At 55.0% G+C, this 14,889-nt stretch carries 11 protein-coding genes; all 11 read right to left on the minus strand.

Going from position 1 to position 14,889, the window contains the following annotated elements; all coding sequences use genetic code 11:
• Positions 1 to 23 precede the first annotated feature (23 nt).
• The 11 genes from WJU16_RS04660 to WJU16_RS04710 all read right to left on the minus strand — a co-directional run bounded on the left by WJU16_RS04660 (position 24) and on the right by WJU16_RS04710 (position 14,888).
• Positions 24 to 3,089 carry a TonB-dependent receptor gene (locus WJU16_RS04660; protein ID WP_341837156.1) on the minus strand — a complete coding sequence of 1,022 codons (3,066 nt, stop codon included), beginning with the start codon at positions 3,087 to 3,089 and terminating at the stop codon, positions 24 to 26.
• A gap of 105 nt (positions 3,090 to 3,194) precedes the next feature.
• Positions 3,195 to 4,220: a FecR family protein gene (locus tag WJU16_RS04665; protein WP_341837157.1), complete on the minus strand. Its 1,026-nt coding sequence runs from the start codon at positions 4,218 to 4,220 to the stop codon at positions 3,195 to 3,197.
• Complete coding sequence (locus WJU16_RS04670) at positions 4,217 to 4,828, minus strand: sigma-70 family RNA polymerase sigma factor (protein WP_341837158.1); 612 nt, start codon at positions 4,826 to 4,828, stop codon at positions 4,217 to 4,219. The genes WJU16_RS04665 and WJU16_RS04670 overlap by 4 nt, the downstream gene beginning before the upstream one ends.
• 111 nt (positions 4,829 to 4,939) lie before the next feature.
• Complete coding sequence (locus WJU16_RS04675; RefSeq protein WP_341837159.1) at positions 4,940 to 5,338, minus strand: L-rhamnose mutarotase; 399 nt, start codon at positions 5,336 to 5,338, stop codon at positions 4,940 to 4,942.
• Between the two features lie 18 nt (positions 5,339 to 5,356).
• Positions 5,357 to 6,658, minus strand: coding sequence for an alpha-L-fucosidase (locus tag WJU16_RS04680; RefSeq protein WP_341837160.1), 1,302 nt, complete (start codon positions 6,656 to 6,658; stop codon positions 5,357 to 5,359).
• Between the two features lie 40 nt (positions 6,659 to 6,698).
• Positions 6,699 to 8,348: a sodium:solute symporter gene (locus WJU16_RS04685; RefSeq protein WP_341837161.1), complete on the minus strand. Its 1,650-nt coding sequence runs from the start codon at positions 8,346 to 8,348 to the stop codon at positions 6,699 to 6,701.
• A gap of 8 nt (positions 8,349 to 8,356) precedes the next feature.
• Positions 8,357 to 9,577, minus strand: a complete 1,221-nt coding sequence (locus WJU16_RS04690; protein WP_341837162.1) for an enolase C-terminal domain-like protein — start codon at positions 9,575 to 9,577, stop codon at positions 8,357 to 8,359.
• 15 nt (positions 9,578 to 9,592) lie between these two features.
• Positions 9,593 to 10,366, minus strand: a complete 774-nt coding sequence (locus tag WJU16_RS04695; protein WP_341837163.1) for an SDR family oxidoreductase — start codon at positions 10,364 to 10,366, stop codon at positions 9,593 to 9,595.
• Positions 10,367 to 10,629: 263 nt separating this feature from the next.
• The gene (locus WJU16_RS04700; protein ID WP_341837164.1) at positions 10,630 to 11,745 is read right to left on the minus strand and encodes a DUF4998 domain-containing protein; all 1,116 of its coding nucleotides are present in this window, start codon (positions 11,743 to 11,745) and stop codon (positions 10,630 to 10,632) included.
• Positions 11,746 to 11,769: 24 nt separating this feature from the next.
• The gene (locus WJU16_RS04705; RefSeq protein WP_341837165.1) at positions 11,770 to 12,942 is read right to left on the minus strand and encodes a DUF5000 domain-containing lipoprotein; all 1,173 of its coding nucleotides are present in this window, start codon (positions 12,940 to 12,942) and stop codon (positions 11,770 to 11,772) included.
• Positions 12,943 to 12,959: 17 nt separating this feature from the next.
• Complete coding sequence (locus WJU16_RS04710) at positions 12,960 to 14,888, minus strand: RagB/SusD family nutrient uptake outer membrane protein (RefSeq protein ID WP_341837166.1); 1,929 nt, start codon at positions 14,886 to 14,888, stop codon at positions 12,960 to 12,962.
• Between the last annotated feature and the right edge of the window lies 1 nt (position 14,889).

Genomic DNA, 14,889 nt, shown 5'->3' on the forward strand with positions numbered 1-14,889 from the left:
TCATCGTTTAGCTTTTACGTGGATTAAAAATTAAGCTTCATGCCCAGGCGGTATACTTTCGCCAACGGATAGCTGTTCTGCGCCACACGGGCCACCGCATTGCGCGAGTTGGCGTCGGGGTCGTAGCCGTTGTAACCGGTAATGGTGAACAGGTTATCGCCCGCCACATAGGCGTTGATGCTTTTGATCGTTTTACCGGCGAGAGGGAAAGTGTAACCCAGCGTCAGCGTTTTCAGGCGAACGAACGATACGTCCTGCACGGTGTACGAATTCACGGAATACTGTCCGCCGTAGGTAGACGCGTTGATGCCGGAAGGATACCTGGCGCCGGGGTTTTCCGGCGTCCAGCGGTCGAGATAATACTCTGCCATATGATTCCGCTGGAAGTTGATCGGGTATAAGGATTCCACGATGTTGGCATCCAGCGCGTAAGCGTCGTGCACGCCCAGTACCAGCACGTTCAGGCTGAGTTTCTTGTAATTGAAGGTGTTATTGAAGCCCCAGGTCACCTTCGGCAGCGGACTGCCCAATACCACCCGGTCTTTCGGATCGATGGATTTGTTCCCATCCTGATCCCTGAATCGCGGCGATCCCGCTTTGGCGCCCGGCTGGCCGGAAGCCGCGGCCTCCTGGTCGGTCTGGAAGATCCCGTCCACTTCATACCCGTAATAGGAATAGATCGGCATTCCCGTTTGCACCAGCGCGAAGTTGGGCACGAAAGAGAAAGCACCCGTCAGCAGCTGCGGAATGAAATCGGGCAGGCGCGTTACTTCATTTTTCAGCAACGACAACGAAATACTGCTTTCCCAGCTGAAATCCTTTCCTTCCACATTGCGTGTATTCAGCAGGAAGTCCATTCCTTTGTTCCGCACATTCCCGAAATTCACAACCTGCGAAGGGAAGCCGGTAAATGCGGGAACCGGTTTGCTGAAGAGCTGGTCTTTCGCATTCTTCACGTAAAATTCCAGCGACCCGCTGATCCTTCCGTTCAAAAATCCAAAATCGACGCCGGCGTTGTACTCCTCCGTGGTTTCCCAACGCAGGGCCGTATTCGGCAAGCGGGCGGGCTCAACGCCCTGGTAGAGATTATCGCCGAACACCGCGCGGCCCGCGGCTTTGTAGGTCTGCAACGTCGCGAAATTCCCGATATCCTGGTTGCCGATCTGCCCGTAACCGAATCGCAGCTTCAGGTTGGAAACCGCCTTCGCCGTTTGCATAAATGGCTCTTTATGGATGTTCCAGCCCACGGCCAGGGAAGGGAACAGCGCGTATTTATGCGCGTCGGAGAAACGTGATGTGCCATCCGACCGGAAAGAAGCCGTGAGCAAATATTTGTCCCGGTATTCGTAATTCAAGCGGCCGAGATAGGAATGCAGTTTGTTGGAGTTGCGGGAACTGCTGACGTTATCCCCGTTCACCCCGTCGCCGCTGCCCAGCAGGTAGGTATAAGTGATATCGGACAGGAACATGCGCGACGAGGCGCCGGCCGACGAACCGTCGTACCGCTCGGCAGTGGTGCCCACCAGGAGCGAAAGGTTGTGCCCGCCAATACGGCGGTCGTACCTGGCGAGGTATTCCATCAGCCAGTGCGTATTGTCGGCATAATCGATGGAACCGATCCCCCCGGCAGATTGCCCGAACTGCGTGATGCGGCTGTTGTATGCATCCAGCCTGCCCGTGCTCAGGTCCGCTCCTACCCTGGCCGTGAGCGTAAGCCCGTTCACCGGCCGGTAGTTCGCACTCAGCATGCCGTAGGTATTGTTCACGACGTTGCTCCGCGTGATGCCGTATATGATTGCCAGCGGGTTTTCCAGCGCGATCAGCGGGTTCTGGCGGTAGCGGCCGTTGGCGTCTTTAAGCGGTGAAATGGTGGGATCGAAATTGAGCGCGGTATTGATGGCGCCCGCGTTTTCGTTGATACCCGTTTGATTGTAGGCCTGGTTGCTTTTCGTCCGCGAAATATTCAACGCCAGCGTTACATCGATCTTTTCGGAAGGCGACAGGTCGTAATTCACCCGGGCGTTGTAACGCTCATAATTGGTATTCTTCAGGATGCCGTCCTGATTTAAATAACTCAGGCCCACGTAATATTTGTGGTTCTTCGCGCCGCCGTTGAACGACAGCTGGTGGTTTTGCGCCATAGCCGTCTGGTAGATTTCATCCTGCCAGTCGGTGCCTTTGCCGATGGAATCGCGGAACCGCTGGGAGAATGGCTCCGCCTGTCCCTGGGCTACTGACATTTCGTTCAGCACCTGCATGTATTCCGGCGCAGTCAGCAAGCGAATTTTCTTAGCCAGCTGCTGCATCCCCACATAGCCGTTATAGGAAATATTCATCTGCCCGGCCGCGCCTTTCTTGGTAGTGATCAGCACCACGCCGTTTGCCGCGCGCGAACCATAAATGGCCGCGGCGCTCGCGTCTTTCAACACCTGGATGGATGCAATATCGTCCTGGCTCACGGAAGCGGGATCCACTCCCGGCATCCCGTCGACCACTACCAGCACGGCATTGCTGCTGTTGATAGAACCCGCGCCCCTCACCCGGATGGCGACGCCGCCGCCCGGCGCCGAGCTCGACTGGCTCACATATACGCCTGCGGCCTTGCCGTTGAGCGCCTGCATGGCGTTGTTGTTGACACCTTGTGTGAGGTCTTTCTCCGAAACGATGGCCACGGAGCCGGTAATATCGCTTTTGCGCCGGGTGCCGTATCCTACCACTACCACTTCGTTGAGGGCAGACAGGCTGCTTTTCATTTTAACGATGATAGAAGTGGAAGTGTTTGCCTTGAGGTTGTATCCCGACAAGGTTTGTGTTTCGAACCCCATCATGCTGACAATAAAAGCGTAGCTTCCCTCAACCGGAAGCCGCGGGAAGTTAAATACCCCCGCAGAATCTGTCTGAGTTCCCGACGTGAGGTTGGTGAGGCTGTTTTTCGCCAGTATGTTCACGAAGGGCATCGGGTTGCCTGATTCGTCGCGCACGACGCCTTTCACCCTTCCGGTGTTCACCTGCGCGGAAGTGGCGGTTCCGCAGAGCAGGCAGGCCATTACGGCGAGCAGGTAGGTTGATAAAACTTTCATCTTTTTCATTGAGTGGATTTTAACGATAAGCGGACATAGCAATCCCCGAACGCTCCGCGGGCGCTCTGAAGGAGTAGCATCGGCATTAAGAAAAAAGAAAACGCGTCTCTCTGTCTATTTTGATTTGATAATAAACCCTTTTTTGTTTTTCGTTACGATCAGGTTGTTCAGCATGGTGATATCGCGCAGGATGTTATCCAGCGAATCAGACTGGTCGATTTTCCCGATGAAGCTCATGCCCTGCAAGTCGGCGGGATTGTAATAAATCCGCACGTCGTAAATGGCGGATAGTTGATCGAATACCTGCGACAGCCCCTGGTTCTCGAACATGTACCAGCTGTTCCTGGCCGCATCTGCTGCTGCATCCCTGCTGTTTCCGCCGGCTGCGGGCTTCGTGGCCGGCAACTTTCTGTGCAGTGATACGCCCAGCTCCCGGCTGTAGGAAAACTCGTCGCCCGGCAGCAGGATGTAATCCTGGTCTAGGCGGGCCAGCGTGGTGTCGGTGGCTTTAATCATCACTTTACCTTCCAGGAGCACAACGTTCGTAGCCTGGCCGCCGGGTTCGGCGGAGACTTTGAACTTTGTGCCGAGGGCAGTGACGGCCATTCCATTGACATGCACGGAGAAGGGCATTTCCGCATTACCCCGGGTCGTGAAAACGGCTTCGCCATTCAGGTAGATATCACGCCGTCCGTTGGCGAATGCAGGATCGTACCGGATACCCGACCCCGGTTGCAGGGCAGCGGACGAGCTGTCTTCCAGCAAGTGCAGCAGTATGTCTTTCCCGTTATTAAAAACGACGCGCATGTCTTCTGCGATGAAAACGGTGGCCGGTTGCTGTTTGTGACCCATGAAATACCAGGCTCCCGCCATTGCGCCGGCGATCAGTGCCGCTACCGCCAGTTTCCTGTACAGCGGTACCACACGGCGCACCGGTACGGGTTGAACGTCTTGCCAAACTTCCTGCCAGTAAGTTTCCGTTTTACCTGCATTTCCAGCGGATTCCGCCCATTCCTGCGAAGGAAGGAAATCGTCCGCAGCCCCGGGGTTATTTTCCAGGTAATCGCTCACCGCCAGCGCTTCCGCGGCGGTGCATTCTCCCCTGAAAAACCTGTCAATCTGTTCTCTGGAAATATTCATGCTAACAAGTAATACGATCCGGAAAGGAAAATCCCTCCGGCCATGAAAAAAATAATGGAAAAATGTTGAAGATGCTTCCTTAAAGCACTGACTGCCTTTGCAATATGATTTTCGACCGCTTTTGCCGTGATGTTCATCTCAGCGGCTATTTCCTTGTGGGAATAGCCTTGTATTTTATGCAAAAGGAAAGCCTGCCTGCGCGCGCGGGGCATGGTATCGAGCACCTGGTGGAGGCGCCTTTCGAGATCCCAAGCAGGCTGCTTCGGAGAGGGCGTTTCCTGTTCCGGCATTACGGAAGGGTATACCAGCACCTGCTTTTTGCGAAGAAAATCGATGTAAACGGTTTTTGCGATGTTAAAAAGATGCTGATCGATCGTATAGTCGCCGTTCATGGAATGACGGTATTGCCAGAGGCGCAGAAAAGTCGTTTGCAGGAGGTCGCGGGCATCTTCTTCCGATTCCGTCTTCTTCATGAAATATCGGAAAACCTTATCCCGGAATTGCTGAAATACCGCATTGAATGCCGTCTCGTTACCTTGCTTTATGGATTTGACAAGTTCCAACACGGGAATGAAATTAGTATAAATTCCCTCAGTTATGTAATACATATTCCGGGAATTTCAGCAAATGCGGCCATCCCGGCGGATTCCAAACCTTCAGAAAACGAACCGGCCCCGCAATTGCGGAGCCGGCGATAAAATTAATTTTACACATGACGTCTATGGCAGATGCATGATCTCTTCCATCGGCGACCACGTTTCCCCGGCCGTGGCCGCATCGGGCAGTGGTATCTGTGTGGGCGCGGTTTCTTTCCACCAGCGCTGCGTCACGGAATCGGCGGCCATCTTTTTCATATCGGCGGCGAAATCGTTTCCGGTATACTCGAAATAGCTGAACAAAAGTAATTTCCCGTCGATTTCTTTCAGGTAGATGGAATAGTTGCGGATATGGCAATCCCGCAATGTCTTCACTACCCCCGGCCAAACATCCGCGTGCAACTGCCGGTAGTAGGCGGCCTTGTCCGGATGCAGGCCCGTTACCATGCCATAGCGCACGGCCTGCTTGCCAGCGCATCCGACGAAAAACAGTATGATGGCGAAAAAGAGTAATATTCTCATGACAGGGCAATTTTAGATCTAAAGCACTGGTAATTGCTCCGCATTACCGTCCAGCGTCAGTTCGATAACGTATGGCGATGCGGGCGCGGATGCCGGGAGATACACACGGATCTCCTCCCCTGCGGTTTCCACTTTCACCTCCGCACCGCCGATCAGGGCGGCTTTGCGGATCTGCCTGCCGGGAAGGGCTTTCAGCGACAGGGTGTTACCCACAGGTTTCAATACATGCAGGTAGATTTTGTCTCCTTTCCGCGTGGCGGCGTATTGGTCCACCGGCTTCCAGGGTCCGCCCAGCGTGCCGTACACCGCCTGCCCGTTCTGCCTGAGCCAGCCGCCGATTTCGCGGAGACGGCCTGCCTGCCGGGCTTCGATGCGGCCGTCGGCCATCGGGCCTACGTTCAGTAACAGGTTACCGTTACCGCCCGCAGTCCGGGAGATGATATCCAGGCAGGTTTCGAGGGATTTCATTTTGTCGTTCGGTTTCCAGGCCCATTGCGTGCAGATGGTGAAACAGCTTTCCCAGGGCGTTTCCATGTTCATTTTACCTACTACCTGTTCCGGGGTATCGTAATCGCCCACGATCCGCGAAGCGTCTATCTGCTTTACCTCCATCCCGCTCATTTCCTTCCCCAGCCTGTTGTTGGTAATCACTGAAGGTTTGAGTTGCTTGAGGTAAGCGTAGAGATCGCGGCCCATTTCGTCGGTCCAGGGTTGCTCCCATTGCCCGTCGAACCAAAGCATGTAGGGATCGTAATTCGTAATCAGTTCCTTCAGCTGGTTTTTCATAAACGCCACATACGCCTTCATGTCTGATTTGGGATCGATGACTTTTGTTTTAGGGCTGTGAATGGGATAATCGGGATGATGCCAATCGAGGATCGTATAGTAGATGCAGAATTTGATGCCCTGCTGCCTGCAGGCTTTGGCGAGCGCACCCACGATGTCTTTCTTGTAAGGCGTGGAAGCGATATCGTATTCAGTGAAGGCGGAAGGCCAGAGGCAAAAACCATCGTGGTGGCGGGCGGTGATGGTGAGGTATTTCATTCCCGCGTCCTTCGCGATTTTCACCCATTCGTCGGCATTGAACAATACCGGGTTGAATTCGCGGTAGAGGTTATCATAATCCGCCGTTTCCACCTGGTTGCCCCGCGACCAGCCGATTTCCGTGCCCCGGAGCGCCACAGGCCCCCAGTGGATGAACATCCCGAAGCGCATGTCCATAAACTGCTTCAGGACGGCAGGATCGGTTTTTGCCGGCGTTTGCCCGGACGAAGCGCCGAAGGAGCATACGGCAGCCAATAAAAACAGGAATCTCTTCATGGTAAACTTTTTATCTGGTTGAAATTGCACGTAGAATTGTTTATCTGAAAACCCAGTACAGCGCCCCCATGGCCAGGAGCAACAGCAGGGACAGGAATTTATAGTTACCGAAACCCGCCCATCCCTTGCCTGCCAGCGGTTCACGGATCGACCGCCAGTACAGCGCTGCGCTCTGCTCCGTATGCACCACGGGATACACGAACGAAAACACCACCTGCATCACCACACAGGCCAGGAATAGGTAAAACGCCATCATCATGAACGGAATGCCGCCAAGCAGATTCCCCGGCGCCAGCTTGTTCAGCGCGTAAACCGCCGCCCCCAGTGCGGATCCCAACCAGAGCGTGAGCTGCGCCGAACGGGCAGACGCTCCTTTCCAAAAAATCCCGAGCAGGAAAACGCAGGTGATCGGCGGCGCGATGTGCGCGATCACGTCATTGATTCCTTCGAAAAGGCTCTGGTACCGGTTCAGCAATGGCAACAGCGCGATCGACAGCAACAGCGCCACACCCGACGACCAGCGGCCCACTTTCACCAGCACCACATCCGTGGTATCGGGTTTGAAACGTTTGTACAAATCGAAGCTGGCCAGCGTGGCGATGGAATTCAGCGCACCGGCGATCTGGCTCATCAGTCCCGACAACAACGCCGCTACCAGCACCCCGATCAGCCCCGAAGGCAGGAGCTGCGTGATCATCAGGGTATAAATCCCTTTGGAATCGAGCGTTTGCGTGCCGTCGGCGGATGTATGCATGAGGGCGCTTACGTCCAGCCCGCCGGATTTATATAAAGTCCAGGCGAAAAGTCCCGGCAATACGAATATGAAAACCGGCAGGATCTTGATGAAGCCGCAGAACAGCGAGCCGACGCGCGCGTGGTTCTCGTCTTTCGCCCCGAGTACCCGCTGCACGATGGTTTGGTCGGCGCACCAATACCAGATTCCCAGCACCGGGTACCCCAGGAACACCGCCATCCACGACATCCCCGAAGCATCGCCCATGGGCCGCATCATGCTCAGTTTGTCCAGCGCGTTGTGATCCGCCAGCACGGCTTCCATCGGCTGCCATCCGCCCATTTTATTCCACGCCGCCACGGTGATGATGACCGCACCCGCGATCAATACGATACTCTGGATGGATTCCGTCACCACTACGGCGCGCAGCCCGCCCACGATGGTATAAAGCCCCGTGAGTGCGGCGATCACGATGATACTGGCGTACATGTCAATTCCGAAAAGCGTTTCGAGGACAATACCGCCGGCCAGGAAAGAGAAAGCGATGTGAATGATGATGGCCGAAACAATGGATACAAATGCCAGCCAGTCGCGGCAGGCGCGGTTGTACCGCCGTTCCAGGAAATCCGGCAGGGTGGCCACCCCGGAACGGATATAAAACGGCACGAAAAAGAGCGCCAGCAAAATGAGCGTAAACGCCGCCATCCATTCGAAGTTGCCGTTGAGCAGCCCGGCGTCGAATCCGCTCTGCGCCAGGCTCACCAGGTGCAGGCAGGAAATGTTGGTGGCGAAGAGCGCCAGCCCGATCATCGGCCAGCGCAAGGTTTTACCCGCCAGAAAATAGGCGCCCGAACCTTCCCCGCCCGCTGTCTTCTTCCGCAGTCCCGTCCACAGGCCGATGCCGACGATCAGCAGGATATATCCGATGGTGATGATAATGTCTGTAGTCCCGATCATAACATGGATTATTTAAGGTCACAACTGCTGCCGGGTTCCTGCGGCGTTACATACACGCCGTTTTCGATGCGGACCGGGTGCTGAAAATGTGCTTTCAGGTGCGGGATGTACTCCAGGAAGAGCGCGTCATGCCCCAGGGCGATGTGATTGAACAGCACGAGGTGCTGGTGCAGCTGCCCCATATCGCCTACATGCGGCACCACCGGCACTCCGAACTTTTTACACAACAGACTGATGGTGATAAACTCGCTTACGCCTCCTACCCTCACGGCATCTACCTGGATGAACCCGGCGCAGCCCGTCTGGAGGTAATTCTTGAATACGACCCGGTTGGGAACGTGCTCCCCCAGCGCCAGTTTCACCGGTTTCACGGCTTCCGCGAGGGTTACGTGCGCCAGCACATCGTCGGGGTGCGTGGGTTCTTCCACCCAATACGGCTGCATCGATTTCAGCTCGTTGCATATGGAAATCGCCTGCGGGAGGGTCCATTGCTGGTTGGCGTCGAGCATGACCTTCGCCGCATCGCCCACCGTATCGCGGACGATGTGCGCCCTTCGCACGTCGCGCGCGGGATCGGCGGAGCCGACTTTCAGCTTCATCGCCCCAAAACCCTGTTCCAACGCGCGCTTGCAGTTCTCCCGCACTTTTTCGTCGGCGTAGTTGAACCAACCCACCGAAGTGTCGTATCCCGGGTAACCGGATTTCAGCACGTCCATGCGGTTGCTTTTGGTGGCTTGCACTTCCGTGAGCAGCGAGATGGCTTCTTCGCGGGTGAGCACGTCTTCGAGGTAGGAAAGGTCTAGAGTGTCCACGATTTCCCGGGGCGACAGGCTGATGAGCAGCTGCCAGAGCGGAACGCCCCGTTTTTTGGCCCAGAGGTCGAAGCAGGCGTTGGTGACGGAAGCGAGCCCCAGGTGCACGACGCCTTTATGCGGGCCAAGCCAGCGGAACTGTTGCTCGTTGGCCATCGCATGGAAGGTTTTCCCGAAACCCGACATCAGTTCCTCGACGTCTTTTCCTTTGAGGGATTCCGCATAGAAGCCGGCTGCGCGGCACACTAGATCGTTGCCTTCGCCGAGGGTGAAGGCCAGTCCGGTTCCGGAGGCGCCCTGGTCGTCGTGCAGCCGGGTTACGGCATAGGCGTATTGCGGGTCTTTATGAACGGCATCACTGCCGGCGCCGTTTTTCAGCTCGAATCGTGCGTCGGCTATATCGGTATTTTTTATCATGCAGAGGAAATAAAATCAGATCAGGGCCCTGTACCCCAGCTCCGCGCCACCCGTTACGGGCAGGATGCAGCCGGTGATGAAGCGGGCGGCATCGCTGAGGAGGAACACGCAGGCGTCTGCGATCACGTCGCCGGCGGGCATGGCGCCGAGCGGTTGCAGCTGGTCGAGGTAGCGCTGCATGGCTTCCGGCTCGGGCTGCTGGGCAGCCCAGGCTTCCAGCATGGGCGTACGGATCGCCGCGGGCGCTACCGCGTTCACGCGGATGCCGGCGGGCGCGTAGTCGAGCGCCATCGCTTTGGTGAGGGCGTTAACGGCGCCTTTTGTGGCTACGTATGCTGCGTGGTTGTCTTGCCCGATACTCCCTACCAGCGAACTGGTGTTGAGGATGCAGCCTTTCGATGCGCGCAGCAAATCGATGCCTTGGCGGGTGGTGAGATAGATGCTTTTGAGGTTTACCCGCATGAGGGCTTCCCATTCTGCGTCTTCCGTATCGTGCAGGGCTTTGGCGGGATGCGCGAGGCCGGCATTATTATGGATCGCATCCAGGCGGCCATACTTTTTCGCGATCGCCGCGAAAAGCGCCGCCACCGCAGCACCTGAAGCCACATCGCATGCATGGAATGCATGCCCTTCTCCAGGCAGTTCTTCCATCTTTCCACGCTTTTCTTCCTGCCAGTCCGCAACCACCACCTGCGCACCGGCTGCCGCATAGGCTTTGGCGCATTCCCATCCGATACCGTCAGCCCCGCCCGTCAGCAGGATCACTTTTCCTTTCAGCATTGCTTGCATAATTCCTGATTTATTTCCTGCCATAAGTTAAAGATTTTCCACGGCCTGCGGCACGGTACCGGATCTGCAACAAAACTAATCCCCCTTCCCCGGGCAACCTACCGGGGCATTGATAATCTTTAAGCATTTATTAGCATGTTTGAAAAACATTAGCTATACAAAATGATAAAATAGATTCAGTTTTGACATTTACCTGCCATTGGGCCAAACAAAAAGGCAGTCCGGGAGTGGACTGCCTTTTTCAAGCCGGTTAACCGTTTGTATTATTTTCCGAATGCGTATACTTCCGCGATAGCCGTGAAAGGCGGGCGGTTGCTATCGGGCAGGTTGATCTTCAGATACCTGCCGCTTGCATTACCGGTATTATCTACCCTGAGCATATCTCCCGACCCGAAGACGCCTTCTCCCGCGAGGGTCCACACGCCGTTGGGGTCGCTCGTGTTGCCCAGGAAGAATTGCGCTGTTTTCGCGTCGGTATTGCCACCCCGGCGGTAGATGGTGAAATAAGCGATGTTCTTCACGCTTTTCATATCGATGATAGCCCAGTGCGGGGGATCGACGTCATTGGGATCCCATTGGGAATGCCAGTAGGAACCGAGATTCCCGTCGATCAGTGTATTTTTGCCGCCGCCATCGCTGGCTGTTTCGTCTGAAACAGACAATACTTTCCAGGTTGAACGGTCATAAGTAAAGAACTCAGGGAATTTCTCTGCTGATAATGTCCAGGCGGTTGTGAACGTATCGATCGCCTCCGCTTCGGGAATATACAGAGAACGGTATTGGAATTCAGCGCTGCCGGCCACATCCATGTGCACCCAAAACGAATCTGCATGGAAGCGTACGATGGTGTCCGTACCCCGCCGGTTGATGAACCGGACTTCATTAAAGATCATCCCCTCCGCTTTGGCAAACCAGTCTACCACCCCGGTTTGTTCCGTCAGCGATACCTTTTTAACCCGCCGGTTTTGCAGCGTACCGGCATAGGTATCTCCGTAAGTGGTACCGAATGTGGTATATGTCAGGGAGCGGTGGCCGAAATTGTCCATCGTATAAATATTGAAGGAATAGGACTTCTCTTCAAGATCGTTGAGCGGCACGTCGATGCTGTCCCTTCCGGGGTTTAATTTCATGGGCAGGACCATCGAATCCTGTCCGCTGTTCCACGAAACGATCACTTCCTTGATGTTCTGTCCGTTTTCCATCCATAACCGCATCATCAGCCTTTCTTTCCCGGCGATGAACACGACGGAGTCCGGTTTTACGGCGTAGATGATCTCGCCTTCTTCGATATATTCCTTATGGATATCTGTGAATTTATCGCAGGATACAACCGTTGTGAGGATGCACAGGTACGATAAAACATGCAGTAAATATTTCATGTGCTTGTAAGTTTAAATGGATGTTTATTGCCGTTCGCCGTACACGTCGATTTCCGCCGGGTGGGTGAATGTTGTACTGCCCCAGGTGGAGCGGACCACGATCCGGATATAGCGTACCGGTTCCTGTGCGAGATCGAAAGTGAATTCGTGCCCGTTTTCCGCGGTGCGGAGATCTTCATCGGTGACGGTGCTGCCGGATCCGGAAGGTTTAACAATCTCTGTTTCCATGATCTTCTTCCATTCGCTCCAGTCGCCGCTTTGCGATGGCGCACCGACTTTCACATACACGTCGAATTCCTTCGGGTTGCCCCAGTTATAATAGCTGCTGCTGAAATTACGCTGGAACAGCACAATGCGGCTGACTTTCGCCGTTACGCCAAGATCCAGTGTAAACGGTGCGGGCAGGGAAGACGAAGGCGAGTGCCCGAAAGACGTCAGGTCGTCGTCGATGAGCTTCTGGTCGGTGCCTTCCCAGTTGGTGAAGTTCTGATCATTGGCCAGTTTCATGATTTTCATGACATTCTTCGGCAGGCGTTCCTCGAACAGGGGAACGAGCGTTTTGCCCGGCGGGAAGATGGTATCTGACCGGTTGCCGTAGTTATCTTTGACAACAAGTCCGAAAACGCGCGACACCGGCGGGTATCCGCGCAGCGACTGCAGCCCTTCGAGTATCTGGGAACTTACAACACGTACGAGCGTCATGCGCCCCAGGGAATCGGGCGTATACATTTCAAACGCCAGGGGTGTTTTCAGTTCGTTCATCCAGGTGAACCGCGCGCCCCCGAAATCGGTCTGAACGCCCACGGTTGCAGCCGTCAGCTTCAGCGGCGAGCGCATGGGCTTGATTTTGCACGTCACCGGGTCGGACATTTCCTGCGCCCGGTTCACCGTGTAGAGCAGCACTTCATGCTCCTCTTCGTCGTTGTAGCCCAGCACGGACAGTTTGTTGTTATACATGGAAGCCACGGCTTCATATTGTTTGCCGGTTGTTATTTTATACACGGCTTTTACGCTGATGACATCCGGTTGCTTGGGGATGCGGTAAGTGATCGTGGCGCCGCCGGGCTCGTTTACGACCGTAACATCCGTCACCTGTTCAGGTTTACCGGTGGCCTTGGAAATCGGCGTATTTTCCTTTTCTGTACAGGCTTGCAGTATGCCTGCCAAAACGATTATCTGTAAGAATATTTTTTTCATAGACCAATTTTTTGCCCTTACCATCCGGGGTTTTGAATGAGGAGAGGATTTTTAATCATTTCTGATTGGGGGATCGGTGAGAAATAATCCCTGTAGGTGAAGCGCTGGAAGTACACGGTGGTCACGGTATAGTATTCTTCCACGATGTTGGAGTTCACATTCCATCCCTGGATGGGGCGGTTACGCTCTTTCATGGCCGTTTTCCAGCGATTGCTGTCCCACATGTACACACCCTCCGCTGCCAGTTCTATCTTTCTTTCCTGCTGGATGATCTGGCGCATGCCCGCCTTAGTGAGCGGTTTGTTCGGTTGATTGGAGTACTGCGCCCAGCTTTCCACAACTCCCTTGAGCCCCGCGCGTTGCCGCACGGAATCGACGTACTGGTATACTTCGTCGTCCGGCGCGCCTTTCGTTTCGTTCAGCGCTTCGGCACAAAGCAGCAGCAGGTCGGCAAAGCGCATTTCCGGGTAAGGATAGCTTTCTTCCGAAACGCTGTTGGGATCCCGCCAGGTCGTGTTCATAGATACCAGTTTCTTTGGCCAGTATCCTGTAGCATTGTATTCCCCGGGGTTGAATACGGACGAATATTCACCGAATCGGTTTCTGGGATAGGGGATGTCAGCTTCATCAACCGGTTTGTAATGGTTGCCGTACCAGCGGCCCCTGTCGAAACCGAAAGTGGAATAATACCGCATCTCCCTGTCAAAGTTGAGGGAAGCTGTTTTTTCGCCGTTGGCGATGAACAGGTTGTGCGCCGCGTCGCCGGTCCGGATGTTATACCGGTTGGAGTAGGGATACTCGATGTCTTCGTTGATGGGAACGCCGTTGTCGGAGTAAAAGAGTTCCACGGTCGACAGCGGCACGCTGAGGATGCCCGTGTTGCTGGAAGGCGTTGAGGTACCGCCTTCCATCCGCGCCAGTGCCGTGATCTGGTAATCCCAGTTGGCGGGATAAGAGGAGTTGGCCCAGATGATCTCGGGGTTCCAGCGTTGTGTTACCGAGCTGCGGAGGGTATTGATCAGCAAAGTGGTATCGGAAGTCGGTTTGCTGTTCACGGCCATAAAATCGCCTTTTACGTAGAGGCGGTGCCCGGCGGCACGGCATACATCTATAGCGTTTTTACAGGCGTTGGCCGCACTGTCCCAGCGTGCCGCAACGAACTGCTGGTTGAAGAAGGGTTTGCCTTCGTGGTTCAGGAACGAGCTGTAATCAGTGTTGCCATTGAAAAGCGGGCTCGCCCAGTAAGTCAGCACCTTTGCCTTCAGGAAGTAAGCTACAGGACGCGTAAACCGTCCCAGTTCGGAGCCCTTTCCTTCAATATTGAGGGGCAATGCATCGGAGGCGATCACTTCGTTGATGAGTTCCAGGGTGTAGCCGAAGCACTCGTCGATCGTTTCGCGGTACGCCCGGATGCCGCCGGTGGATTCGGTGAGCGGGGGATTTTTCCGCAACGGCGTCATGGGCCCGTAATACTGGATCAGATAGAAATTCAGATATGCCTTAATCAGTTTCACTTCAGCCTTCATCCTTTCCTTTTCATAACGGTTGACGTCCATCACCCCATCAATATTTTCGAGGAAGGTGTTGCAATCCCGCATACCGGCATAGAGCGAGCGTACCATGGTACCGCCCGAGCTCCAGTAGTTGGTAATGGCCAGCACGGCGCTGTTCTCGCCGAGCGCGTATTGCATGCCTCCCTGCGTGCGGCGGTCGCGGTTGAAGATCAGCTCCATTGCGCCCAGCATGGCAGGGTTCTCGTTCCAGCCCGCGGATTTGGGAATGCCCCAGTAACAAGTGGCCAGGAATTTCATGGCGTTGTACCGGTCCGAAAAAGCATCGTCGATCGTCGGGATGTTGTCCGGCACCACATCGAGGTATTTATTACAGGAAACCGCTCCCGTCAACAGGCTGCAAAAGACAGCTAACTTGAATATTACGTTCTTCATG

Origin of the sequence: Chitinophaga pollutisoli (assembly GCF_038396755.1) — a bacterium.
Lineage (GTDB): Bacteria > Bacteroidota > Bacteroidia > Chitinophagales > Chitinophagaceae > Chitinophaga > Chitinophaga pollutisoli.